Annotated in this window: 13 protein-coding genes and 1 pseudogene; 10 read left to right on the top strand and 4 right to left on the bottom strand. The window is 59.2% G+C overall.

Annotated features, from left to right (window positions below; translation table 11 throughout):
- The first annotated feature begins 24 nt into the window (after positions 1–24).
- Genes AC13QE_RS25765 through dnaQ form a run of 4 tightly spaced genes read left to right on the top strand, consistent with a single transcriptional unit; the run spans position 25 to position 2809 of the window.
- Positions 25–624, top strand: coding sequence for a Maf-like protein (locus tag AC13QE_RS25765; RefSeq protein ID WP_488485825.1), 600 nt, complete (start codon positions 25–27; stop codon positions 622–624).
- Positions 617–1474 (top strand): shikimate dehydrogenase, encoded by an 858-nt coding sequence (locus AC13QE_RS25760; protein WP_488485824.1) that lies wholly within the window; start codon positions 617–619, stop codon positions 1472–1474. The genes AC13QE_RS25765 and AC13QE_RS25760 overlap by 8 nt, the downstream gene beginning before the upstream one ends.
- Position 1475: 1 nt before the next feature.
- Positions 1476–2075 (top strand): dephospho-CoA kinase, encoded by a 600-nt coding sequence (gene coaE, locus AC13QE_RS25755; RefSeq protein WP_488485823.1) that lies wholly within the window; start codon positions 1476–1478, stop codon positions 2073–2075.
- A gap of 17 nt (positions 2076–2092) precedes the next feature.
- On the top strand, positions 2093–2809 hold the full coding sequence (gene dnaQ / locus AC13QE_RS25750) for a DNA polymerase III subunit epsilon (RefSeq protein WP_488485822.1): 717 nt from the start codon (positions 2093–2095) through the stop codon (positions 2807–2809).
- 81 nt (positions 2810–2890) lie between these two features.
- On the opposite strand, the gene secB is transcribed toward dnaQ, so the two are convergent.
- Together secB and AC13QE_RS25740 are read right to left on the bottom strand one after the other, a co-directional pair.
- Entirely contained in the window at positions 2891–3373 is a 483-nt protein-coding gene (secB, locus tag AC13QE_RS25745) for a protein-export chaperone SecB (protein WP_015338171.1), read from the bottom strand.
- Positions 3374–3468: 95 nt separating this feature from the next.
- The gene (locus AC13QE_RS25740; RefSeq protein WP_488485821.1) at positions 3469–3987 is read right to left on the bottom strand and encodes an FxsA family protein; all 519 of its coding nucleotides are present in this window, start codon (positions 3985–3987) and stop codon (positions 3469–3471) included.
- A 147-nt stretch (positions 3988–4134) separates the two neighbouring features.
- Here AC13QE_RS25740 and AC13QE_RS25735 point away from each other — a divergent pair, with 147 nt between their 5' ends.
- The 5 genes from AC13QE_RS25735 (at position 4135) to gyrB (ending at position 9593) form a co-directional block, all read left to right on the top strand.
- Positions 4135–4836 carry a Tim44/TimA family putative adaptor protein gene (locus AC13QE_RS25735; RefSeq protein ID WP_015338173.1) on the top strand — a complete coding sequence of 234 codons (702 nt, stop codon included), beginning with the start codon at positions 4135–4137 and terminating at the stop codon, positions 4834–4836.
- A complete protein-coding gene (gene mltA, locus AC13QE_RS25730; RefSeq protein WP_488485820.1) occupies positions 4833–5951 on the top strand; it encodes a murein transglycosylase A in 1119 nt (372 codons plus the stop codon). Before AC13QE_RS25735 ends, mltA begins: the two co-directional genes overlap by 4 nt.
- The gene (locus AC13QE_RS25725) at positions 5951–6535 is read left to right on the top strand and encodes a Smr/MutS family protein (protein ID WP_132719632.1); all 585 of its coding nucleotides are present in this window, start codon (positions 5951–5953) and stop codon (positions 6533–6535) included. Before mltA ends, AC13QE_RS25725 begins: the two co-directional genes overlap by 1 nt.
- Positions 6532–6897: a helix-turn-helix domain-containing protein gene (locus AC13QE_RS25720; protein ID WP_069613918.1), complete on the top strand. Its 366-nt coding sequence runs from the start codon at positions 6532–6534 to the stop codon at positions 6895–6897. Before AC13QE_RS25725 ends, AC13QE_RS25720 begins: the two co-directional genes overlap by 4 nt.
- Before the next feature lie 260 nt (positions 6898–7157).
- Positions 7158–9593, top strand: coding sequence for a DNA topoisomerase (ATP-hydrolyzing) subunit B (gene gyrB / locus AC13QE_RS25715; RefSeq protein WP_488485819.1), 2436 nt, complete (start codon positions 7158–7160; stop codon positions 9591–9593).
- 63 nt (positions 9594–9656) lie between these two features.
- Here gyrB and AC13QE_RS25710 read toward each other — a convergent pair whose 3' ends face one another.
- Positions 9657–10256, bottom strand: a complete 600-nt coding sequence (locus AC13QE_RS25710) for a nitroreductase family protein (RefSeq protein WP_015338178.1) — start codon at positions 10254–10256, stop codon at positions 9657–9659.
- Between the two features lie 80 nt (positions 10257–10336).
- Positions 10337–10626, bottom strand: a pseudogene (locus AC13QE_RS25705) (DUF2218 domain-containing protein).
- A gap of 161 nt (positions 10627–10787) precedes the next feature.
- On the opposite strand from AC13QE_RS25705, the gene AC13QE_RS25700 reads away from it, so the two are divergent.
- Positions 10788–11741 carry a glutathione S-transferase family protein gene (locus tag AC13QE_RS25700; RefSeq protein ID WP_488485818.1) on the top strand — a complete coding sequence of 318 codons (954 nt, stop codon included), beginning with the start codon at positions 10788–10790 and terminating at the stop codon, positions 11739–11741.
- The last annotated feature ends 43 nt before the right edge of the window (positions 11742–11784 follow it).

The following is an 11784-nucleotide window of genomic DNA, read 5'->3' as shown; positions in this document are numbered from 1 at the left end:
ATGACTATCTCGGAGGCAGCCGTCATGACCTCGCCCCTTATCCTTGCATCCTCCAGTCCATTTCGGCGGATGCTGATGGAAAACGCCGGATTGCATTTTCAGGCGATCGCTGCCGATATCGATGAGCGCGCGATCGAAGCACCGCTGGAACTGGGTGGCGCCAGCCCGGATGCGGTCGCGCTCGTGCTGGCAAAGGCGAAGGCAAAAGAGGTGAGCGATCGCTTTCCCGCCTCGCTCGTCATCGGTTCCGATCAGACCATGTCGTTGGGTGCCCAGGTCTTCCATAAGCCGAAGTCGATAGCTGATGCGGAAAATCATCTGCGGACCTTGTCCGGAAAGACGCATCGGCTGAACAGCGCCATCGCGCTCGCGCGCAACGGCGACATTATATGGGAGCATGTGTCTCACGCCGATCTGACCATGCGGGAATTGTCGGCCGATTTCATTCACCGCCATCTGGGCCGCGTCGGCGATAAGGCTTTGTCGAGCGTCGGTGCCTATCAGCTGGAAGGTGAAGGCATCCAGCTCTTCTCCAAAATCGACGGCGACTATTTCACCATCGTTGGATTGCCGATGCTGCCGCTTCTGGAAAAACTGCGAGAGTTGGGGACTGTCGATGGATGATTCACGTGAAACACAAAGCGTAAACGCTTTTGTAACGGGTTATCCGGTCAAGCATTCGCGCTCGCCGCTCATCCACGGATACTGGCTGAAGCAGCTCGGTCTGGCCGGCAGCTATCGCGCCCATGAGGTTGCGGCAGAAGCTTTCGAAGCCTTCATTGCATCCTTGAAGGACGGCACAAGCGGCTTCGTCGGCGGCAACGTCACCATCCCCCATAAGGAAGCGGCATTCAAACTCGCCGATCGGCCTGACGAACTTTCGGAAGAGTTGGGCGCGTCCAACACCCTGTGGCTCGAAGGCGGCGAGTTGCACGCAACGAACACCGATAGCCGCGGCTTCACGGCAAATCTGGATGAGCGTCACCCTGGCTGGGATCGTAGCTATCGTGCCGTCGTCCTCGGGGCAGGGGGTGCCAGCCGCGCCGTGATCCAGGCGGTACGCGACCGCGGCTTCAAGGAAATTCATGTGGTCAACCGCACGGTCGGGCGGGCGCAGGAATTGGCGGATCGCTTCGGCGACCGGATCCATGCCCATCCCATGGCCGCACTCGGCGAGGTCATGCAGGGTGCCGGTCTTTTTATCAATACGACATCGCTCGGCATGGACGGCGAAGCAGCGCCCCGCATCGATTTTTCCACTCTTGCAGAAGGCGCTGTCGTCACCGACATTGTCTATGTACCGCTGAAGACGCCGCTTCTCGCCCAGGCGCAGGCCCAGGGCTTCGCCATCGTCGATGGCCTCGGCATGCTGCTGCATCAGGCCGTGCCGGGCTTCGAGAAATGGTTCGGAAAACGTCCGGCGGTCGATGAAACCTTGAGGGCATTGATCATCGCCGACATGGAAAAACACTAATATGATCAAGATCGGGCTCACCGGATCGATCGGCATGGGAAAATCGACCTCGGCAAAACTCTTCGCTGAAGCCGGAATACCGGTGAACGATTCCGATGCGGTCGTGCATGATCTCTATAGTGGCGAAGCCGTGCCGCTAGTCGAGGCTTCTTTTCCGGGAACGACCAGCGACGGCAAGGTCGATCGGCAGGAGCTTAGCCGCAAGCTTGCCAGCGATCCCTCCGGTTTCAAGCGTCTCGAGGCCATCGTTCATCCGCTGGTGCGCGAACGCGAGCGTCAGTTCCTGGAACGTCAACGCAAGGCCGGCGCCGGCATGGTTGTGCTCGATATCCCTCTGCTCTTCGAAACCGGCGCCGACAAACGAGTGGATAAGATCGTTGTCGTGAGCTGCGATCCACAGATTCAGCGGGAGAGGGTGCTTGCCCGACCGGGCATGACGGAGGAAAAATTCAACATGATTCTCTCCCGCCAGACGCCGGACATGGAAAAGCGTGCGCGCGCCGATTACGTCATCGATACCGGCGGAAGTATCGAGGCGGCCGGCGAACAGGTCAGAAAGATCATTGCGGATCTGCGGCGCAAACAGCAGAGCAAGACATAGGAAAGCGGAGTTTCGATATGCGCGAAATCATTTTCGATACGGAAACCACGGGCCTCGACAACAGGGCCGACCGTATCATCGAAATTGGCGGTATCGAGCTTATCAACCATTTCCCGACAGGAAATACGCTACACCTCTATATCAATCCGGGTGATCGCAAGGTGCATCCGGATGCGCTCGCGGTGCACGGCATCACCGATGAATCGCTGAAGGACAAGCCGCCCTTCGAAGAGGTCGCCGACAAGATCCTTAACTTCTTCGGCGATGCCAAATGGATCGCGCATAACGCCACCTTCGACATGGGCTTCGTCAACGCCGAATTCGCAAGGCTAGGCCGGCCGCCGATCCTGCCCGACATGGTGATCGATACTTTGGCCATGGCCCGGCGCAAACATCCGATGGGTCCGAATTCGCTCGATGCTCTTTGCCGTCGCTATGGCATCGACAACTCGCACCGCACGAAACACGGCGCGCTGCTCGACTCCGAACTGCTGGCTGAAGTCTATATCGAGATGATCGGTGGCCGGCAGACGGCCCTTGGGCTTGGCAGTGCCACCGGTTCATCGGCGCGCTCGCGCCAGAACGATGTCGCAGAGGAAATCGTCGTCGATATCTTCGCGCGGCCCGCTCCGCTGCCGAGCCGGCTGACCGAGGAGGAGCTTGCGGCTCATGCGGCGCTGGTCGCCAAGCTCGGCACGAAGGGAATCTGGTCGAAATACCCTGCTTCCGAATAGGGCATTTTTTCAAGAATCAAAAGAAAATGCCCGGACGTGCGATCCGGGCATTTTCGTTTCCAGAGCAGGAAAAATCGAGGCTCAGTTCGGAACGGCCGAAACCTGGGCGCGGGCCTGTTCTTCGGCCATGCGCTGCGTGAACATCTGCGCGAAATCGATCGGGTCGATCATCAGCGGCGGGAAGCCGCCATTGCGCGTGACGTCGGCGATGATCTGGCGTGCGAAGGGGAACAGCAGGCGCGGGCACTCGATGAAGAGCAGCGGCAGCATGTGTTCCTGCGGGAAACCGGTGACGCGGAAGACGCCGCCATAAACCAGCTCGGTGTGAAAGAGAACGCGCTCGCCATCCTTGGCTTCGGCGCTCAGCGTCAGCACGACGTCGAAATCGGAATCCGACAGCGGGTTGGCGTTGACATTCACATTGATATTGATGTCGGGAGAGTTTTCCCGGGCCTGGAGCGAGCGCGGAGCACCCGGATTTTCGAAGGAAAGATCCTTGGTGTACTGAGCAAGGATGCTGAGGCTCGGGCTGGCAGCACCGTTGCCGTTGGTCTCGTTGGCCATGGGGGTGTCCTCTCACGTCTCGATGGGTGTCGCCATCTAGCATTTAGAAAAGGGGCTTACAACCCTTATGGCTCCGGCACTCCGGAGGCCGTTCTCTAGTCTTCCAGCCGCTTTTGGTCCGACCAGGGCGAGTTGCGGTTCGGCTCCCGATGGAAATCGCCTTCATCGAGATCGACGACGTTTCCGGGTTTGTTCGGCCGGCTCTGCGGTCCGGCGCCCGAGCCTTGCCCGCGGCGGAACGCCCGCGAATTGCCGACAACGACGATGCGCTTGCGCAAAACCTGCCAGGCGAGATCGCGTACGGCAGGGATGAAAAGCAGCAGGCCGATGATATCAGAGATGAAGCCGGGCAGCATCAGGAAGAAGGCGGCAACGACGATCATGGCGCCATGCACCATCTCGCGGCCGGGATCGCCGCCATTGCGGCTTTCGGCCGAAATGCGTTGAAGAATGCCGATGCCCTGGATTCTCAAAAGAGCAGCACCAAGCAGCACGCTGAGGATGACAAGCCCCAGTGTCGCCCAGACGCCGATCATCTTTCCAACCACGATGAATCCGGCAATTTCAGCCAGAGGCATCAGAAAGACGAAGATAGGAAGAAGCGATAGGCGCATGTTACGGTGGTCCTGAGAGCGGGGTTTCTTAGCGTAAGCGTTGGTTTCGCGCGTATAATAAAGAAACCGGTCCGCTATTTGAATGATAGATCGATGCGGACTATATGGGGATTGATCTTTTAATTTTAACGGTGGTTCCGATACGAGATGGGTGCAAACGATTTTGTGACGATCTTTTTCCTGGTGGCAGCGGTGCTGATCTTCTTTCAGCTGCGCAGCGTTCTCGGCCGCCGCACGGGGAATGAGAAGCCGCCGCGCGATCTCTATGGTTCCGCAGATCCGGCCAATGGCCCAACGGCACCGGATGCCGGCAAGGTGGTGACCTTGCCGCGCCGTGACGGGACCGAAGAGGAAGATCGTTTTGCTGCCATCGATGCCTTTACTCCGGCCGGCACGCCGCTCAATGATTCGCTGCGCGACGTAAGCAAGGCGGATCCTTCCTTCAATCCCAAGGAATTCGTCAACGGTGCCCGCATGGCCTATGAGATGATCGTCATGGCCTTTGCCGAGGGTGATCGCAAGTCGCTGAAAGGCCTGCTGTCGCGCGAGGTCTACGAAGGCTTCGATGCCGCCATCGCCGAACGTGAAGCCAGGGGCGAAAAGGTGAAGTCCACCTTTGTCGGTATCGACAAGGCCGATATCGTCACCGCCGAGGTGAAGGGAACGGATGTCCTCATCACCATGCGCATCGTCAGCCAGATGATCTCGGCCACCTACGACAAGGCCGGCACTTTGATTGATGGCGATGCCGAAGCCGTGGCCGAGGTCAGCGATCTCTGGACCTTCGCCCGGGACACGCGTTCGCGCGATCCGAACTGGAAACTTGTGGCGACCGAATCGGAACAATGACGAGCCTATCGCAGGATTTCAGGCTGGAGCCGGCAACCTTCGCCGATCTGAAGGGCTGGGAGGACGACGATCCTTCCAGCCTTTTTCGCGCGATGAAGGACTGTCGTACCCATATCCGCGATGTGAAGCCCTATCGCACGGGTGCAGTGGGACTGACGGCCGATGATCTCCTGACGCTCCTCGAAGCGGCGGAAGGCAAGGAACCGCGCAATGCGGCCGAAGCCCGGGCTTTCTTCGAGGAACGCTGTCAGCCCTTTTTCATTCGCCGTGGTAGCGGCGCGGCGGGCTTCGTGACAGCATTCTACGAGCCGGAAATCGAAGTCTCCGCCGAGCCTAACGAGATCTACCGCTATCCCTTTTATCGCCGCCCGGACGATCTCATCGATCTGGATGACAGCAATCGCCCTGCCCAGCTCGATCCGACCTACATGTTCGGCAGGCTTGAGAACGGTTCGATTTCCGCCTATCCCGACCGCGGCGAAATCGATCGCGGCTATCTCGAAGGTAAGGGCCTGGAGATCGCCTGGGCGAAATCCAAGGTCGATATCTTCTTCGTGCATGTGCAGGGCGCGGCACGTCTGCGCTATCCGGACGGGCGCCTCGGCCGCATCACCTATGCCGCCAAGGCCGGTCATCCCTTTTCGGCGGTCGGGCGTCTGCTCATCGACCGTGGCCTGCTGGATCGCGCGACGATCTCCATGCAGACGATCCGCGACTGGCTTTACGCACATCCCAAGCAGGTCGATGAAGTCCTCTGGCACAATCGATCCTATATCTTCTTCCGCGAGGCCGATGTCAGCGACCCGGCTCTTGGGCCGATTGCAGCGGCGAAGGTGCCGCTGGTACCTGGCCGTTCCCTTGCGGTCGACAGGCTCATCCACACCTTCGGTTTTCCCTTTTTCATCCGTTCGGAAAGCCTGACGCACCTCGACGCCGGCAAGCCGTTCGCCCGGCTGATGCTGGCGCTCGATACGGGCTCGGCGATCGTCGGGCCGGCGCGTGGCGATATCTTTACCGGCTCCGGTTACGATGCCGGCGAGCTTGCCGGTATCGTGCGCAATGACGCCGATTTTTATATACTCATCCCGAAGGCGGCGGCGCAGAGGTTCGGCTGATGGCCCCGGAACGGCAGAACAAGGAACGAAAGCTCAGCACGGAAGACCGTATCCTCTGGGGTAAGGTCGCCAAGAGCACGCGCCCTATGCCGGGCCGGATAGCTGACATCGAGGCTTTCGAGGCGGCGCTGCAGGCGGAAGCCGAAAGCGAGGAGCGCACCCGAGCCGCAAAGGCAAAGCCGGCGCCTGTATCCGCGGAAACACCGGAAGCTTCCGCGCCTGTAAAGCAGCCCGCCGGCCGTCATCATCCGCTCGAACGCCCCGTCAAGCGTAAGATCGCCAGGGGTCATCTGGCGCTCGAAGCCAGGATCGATCTTCACGGCCTCATCCAGAGCGAGGCCCATGGCATGCTTCTGGATTTCCTGTTGCGCGCCCATAGCCGCGGCCTTCGCCATGTGCTCGTCATAACAGGCAAGGGCAGCTCCATGGGCAGCGAGGGAGCCCTGAAGCGTGCCGTACCGCTCTGGTTTTCCAAACCCGAATTCCGCTTTCTGATTTCCTCTTACGAGACGGCGGCGCAGCATCACGGCGGCGAGGGTGCGCTTTATATCCGCCTGTCGCGCTTCAAGGGGGAGAAGCTTTGACCCCGTTCGGCGAAGCGGTACGCAAGCTGCGGCTGCGCAAGGGCGTCTCGCAGAAGCAGATGGCGGCTGCGCTGAACGTGACTCCGGCTTATTTATCCGCCTTAGAACACGGAAAGCGTGGCCTGCCGACCTTCGATCTCCTGCAGCGCATCGCCGGCTATTTCAACATCATCTGGGACGAGGCCGAAGAATTGTTCCTGCTGGCGCGGTTTTCCGACCCCCGCGTTGTCGTCGACACCTCCGGGCTTTCGCCGGAATATACGGCCTTTGTCAATCACTTGGCGGGCAAGATCCGCAGCCTTGACGCGGCAACGATCCGCGAACTCTCGAAGGTTCTGGAAAATGCCGGAAAAACCGGCTGAAAACCGCCTTAATCCCCTGTTTTATACCTGATTTCGGGGCCTTCCGTTTGGAACTTCAGGGTGAAACATCCTATATACAGGCTAGGAAAAACCGCTGATTCGTTAGAGTCGGATGATTTCAGGTCGAAACGACCTAAAATCTGAATCCGCTCTAAACTCAAAGAAGTAGAGCATGATGTCGTCCGAAAACCGCTCACACTTTTCGGCATCGTGCTCTACGGATCGGCAGCGTTCTCTAAACACTGGAAAGACTTCAATATATGACCGACATATCCGTAACCGATAATGGTGGCAACGCCGAGTATGGCGCAGATTCCATCAAGGTCCTGAAAGGCCTCGATGCGGTGCGTAAGCGTCCCGGCATGTATATCGGTGATACGGATGACGGTTCGGGCCTGCATCACATGGTCTACGAAGTCGTCGACAACGCCATTGACGAGGCCTTGGCCGGCCATGCCGATATCGTAACGGTGACGCTCAATCCCGACGGCTCGGTCACGGTCACCGATAACGGCCGCGGCATCCCGACGGATATTCACAGCGGCGAAGGTGTTTCGGCGGCTGAGGTTATCATGACCCAGCTTCATGCCGGCGGTAAGTTCGACCAGAATTCCTATAAGGTTTCCGGCGGCCTGCATGGCGTCGGCGTTTCGGTCGTCAATGCGCTGTCTGTCTGGCTAAAGCTGAAGATCCGCCGCCAGGGCAAGATCCATGAAATGAGCTTCACCCATGGCGTGGCGGATGCACCGCTGAAGGAAACGGGTGATGCGGGCGACGAGACCGGCACCGAAGTAAGCTTCATGCCGAGCTCCGAAACCTTCACCATGATTGAGTTCGACTACGGCACGCTCGAACATCGTCTGCGCGAACTCGCCTTTCTGAATTCCGGCGTCCGTATCCTTCTGACCGACAAGCGTCATTCCGACGTCAGGCAGGAAGAGTTGCTTTACGACGGCGGCCTGGAAGCCTTCGTCTCCTATCTCGATCGCGCCAAGAAGCCGCTGGTTCAAAAGCCGGTTTCGATCCGCAGCGAGAAGGACGGAATCACCGTCGAAGTTGCGATGTGGTGGAACGATAGCTACCACGAAAACGTACTCTGCTTCACCAACAACATCCCGCAGCGCGATGGCGGCACGCACATGGCCGGTTTCCGCGCTGCCCTGACGCGCCAGATCACCTCTTATGCGGACAGCTCGGGCATTACCAAGAAGGAAAAGGTGACGCTGACCGGCGACGACTGCCGCGAAGGTCTGACCGCCGTGCTGTCGGTCAAGGTTCCCGATCCGAAATTCTCCTCGCAGACCAAGGACAAGCTGGTTTCTTCCGAAGTTCGCCCCGTCGTCGAGAGCCTGGTCAACGAAGCTCTCAGCACGTGGCTCGAAGAGCATCCGTCCGAAGCCAAGGTTCTGGTCGGCAAGGTCGTAGAAGCCGCAGCTGCCCGCGAAGCTGCCCGCAAGGCCCGCGAATTGACCCGCCGCAAGGGCGCGCTTGATATCGCCTCGCTCCCCGGCAAGCTTGCCGACTGCTCGGAGCGTGATCCCGCCAAGTCCGAGGTCTTCCTCGTCGAGGGCGACTCGGCAGGTGGTTCGGCCAAGCAGGGCCGTTCGCGCGAAAACCAGGCCATCCTGCCGCTGCGCGGCAAGATCCTCAACGTCGAGCGCGCACGCTTCGACAAGATGCTGTCGAGCCAGGAAATCGGTACGCTCATTACCGCGCTCGGCACCGGCATCGGCAAGGACGAATTCAACGCCGAAAAGCTGCGCTATCACAAGATCATCATCATGACGGACGCAGACGTCGACGGCGCGCATATCCGTACACTACTGCTGACCTTCTTCTTCCGGCAGATGCCCGATCTCATCGAGCGCGGCCATCTCTATATCGCCCAGCCGCCGCTTTATAAGGTGACGCGCGGCAAGTCGGTGCAATATGTCAAGGACGAGAAGGCGCTGGAAGAATATCTGATCGGCCAGGGCACGGACGATGCGAGCCTGCGCCTCGGCAACGGCGAGGTCCGTACCGGTCAGGATCTGCGCGAGGCGATCTACGACGCGCTTCGTCTGCGCACGCTGATCGACAATCTGCATTCCCGCTATAATCGCTCTGTCGTCGAACAGGCCGCTATTGCGGGGGCTCTCAACGCCGAAATGGTTAGCGATCCCACGCGTGCGGAGGCGCTCGCCAATGACGTTGCCAAGCGGCTAGATGTCATTGCCGAGGAAACCGAGCGCGGCTGGAGTGGTGCCGTGACAGGCGAGGGTGGCTTGCGCTTCGAGCGCACCGTACGCGGCGTCAAGGAAGTCGTCTTCCTCGACATGGCGCTGATCGGTTCGCAGGATGCCCGCCTTATCGATCAGCTCGGCGCGCGGTTGAAGGAAGTCTATGTCACACCGCCAAAACTCGTTCGCCGCGATGGAGAGACGGAGATTTCCGGCCCTCGCCAGCTGCTGGACACGATCTTCGCCGGCGGCCGCAAAGGGCTGACGCTGCAGCGTTATAAAGGTCTCGGTGAGATGAATGCCGAGCAGCTCTGGGAAACGACGCTCGACCCGAACGTCCGCTCGCTGCTGCAGGTGAGGGTCACGGATGCGACCGATGCAGACGGCCTCTTTGCCCGGCTCATGGGCGATGAGGTCGAGCCGCGGCGCGAGTTCATTCAGGACAACGCGCTGAACGTCGCCAATCTCGACATCTGATCGTTCGACGAAGACATAAAAGGCCCGCCGGATAGTTTCGGCGGGCCTTTCCTTTTTTATCAATTACTTGGCGATAAAGGTGCCGTTGAAGGCTAGTCCAGAGAGCGGATTGCGCTGGCTCGGCACTTCGCGCTCGCGCAGCTTTTCCGGAAGTTGATTCTTGTCGCCGATCTTGCCGATCGCAACGGCAGCCTCGACGCGGAAGCCATCCGGAATGCCGAGAACCTCATATGCCTTTTCGACGTGGAAGCCCGTCATGCCATGAGCTTCATAGCCGGCTAAATGCGCTTGGATGGCTAGGAAGCCCCAGGCCGCGCCAGCATCGAAGGAGTGGCTATAGCTGGGCTTCTGCTCGGCGGAGCCAAGCTCGCCGCTGTGAGTGCGGGAAATGACGAAAAGCAGCGCACCAGCGGATTTCACCCAACCCTGATTGAAGTCGATCAGGACGCTCAAAAACCGGTCCCAATGTTCCGAGCCGCGCAGAGCATAGAGGAAACGCCAGGGCTGCAGGTTCGAGGCGGAGGGTGCCCAATGAGCCGCTTCCAGAATGGTCAGCAGGTCGGCTTCCGGCAGGGTCTCGTTGGAAAAGGCGCGCGGCGACCAGCGGTCGAGAAAGAGCTTGTCGATCGGATATTGGGATTCGCGGCTATTGCTTGATGTCATGAGGGCTTCTTTCCTTGGTGAGCGTCTGCCGCGGGCGATCGAAACTCGCCGTTGGCTGGTTATAAATAGAGGATGGAAACTTAAACTCGGGCAGTCCAGCTCACGTCGAGCTCCTCGCGGAAGGCGAAGCGCTTGAGGTGGTCGGCAACGACGTTCTGCATGCGCTCGAGGTCTTCGGGCTTCTCGACCGTCAGTGTCATGACGAGGTTGCCGGGCTCGGCGCCAGATCGAGGAAGTTTTCCGCGCTGAACGGCACCCTGCCGGCAGCCGCATCGAATTCCACGCTGAAGCGATGGCTCCAATGCTTGCAGAGCTGCTGGAGATAGCGGCTGGCATGGTCGGTCCTGACGTTGGAAACGGATGTCGCCATGGGATTTCTCCGATAAACCTGATCGCAAACGCGTCATTTGATACATAGAGGCATCTGCATTCGCCAGGTAGACAGTCTGTTTCAAGTTTGCGTTATTCCCGTGAAATTCTGTTCCGCTATGCTTCGCCCCTACAGGAACGCGTGCGAGCGGAGATAGAGCCTTGCTGGTAAATGGAAAATGGACTGAGGATTGGCAGCCGGTTCAGGCCAAGGATGAGAAGGGCGGTTTCGTTCGCCAGATTTCGAGCTTCCGCAACTGGGTCACGCCCGATGGTCGTGCAGGACCGACGGGTGACGGCGGTTTCAAAGCGGAGGCCGGCCGCTATCATCTTTATGTCGCGCTAATCTGCCCCTGGGCTTCACGTACCCTGATTGGCCGCAAGCTGAAGGGTCTGGAAGAGGTCATTTCCGTTTCCATCGTCGAACCCGTATTGTCCAAGCAGGGCTGGCAGTTTGGCGACTATCCCGGCGCGACGAACGATCCGATAAACGGCGCTACCTACATGCACGAGATTTACACCAAGGCCGATCCTGTCTTCACCGGACGCGCAACCGTACCGGTCCTATGGGACAAGCAGAAAGGCACGATCGTCAACAACGAATCCTCCGATATCCTGCGCATGCTGAATGACGGCTTCGGCGATCTTGCCCGCAATGACATCGATCTTTATCCGGCCGGCAAGCGGGATGAAATCGACAGTTTCAATGCCCGGATCTATCCTGCTCTCAACAATGGCGTCTATCGCACGGGCTTCGCCACGACGCAGATCGCCTATGAAGAAGCCTTCAGCGAGGTCTTCGATTGCCTTGATCAGATCGAGACCGAGCTGGAGGGCAGGGATTTCCTCTTTGCCGCCAATCCGACGGAGAGCGATATCAGGCTGTTCGTTACCCTCGTCCGTTTCGATGTCGCCTATCACGGCCTGTTCAAATGCAATCTGCGCCGGCTGTCGGACTATGCCAACCTCCAGTCTTTCTGCCGCCGGATGTTCGATTGGCCAGGTGTTGCCGAAACCGTTGACTTCGATCATATCAAGCGCGGCTACTACTCGATTTCGACGCTCAATCCCACAGGCATCGTGCCGCTGGGGCCGGCGCTGGACGAGCTTTTCTGATACTCGACCGAGTATCGAAACCGGTCTAAGGTCCGCCCGTCCG

This window comes from Martinezella sp. CNPSo 3957 (genome assembly GCF_057784395.1).
The sequence above is the reverse complement of the archived record's forward strand: the minus strand, read 5'-3'. Positions and strand labels throughout refer to the sequence as shown.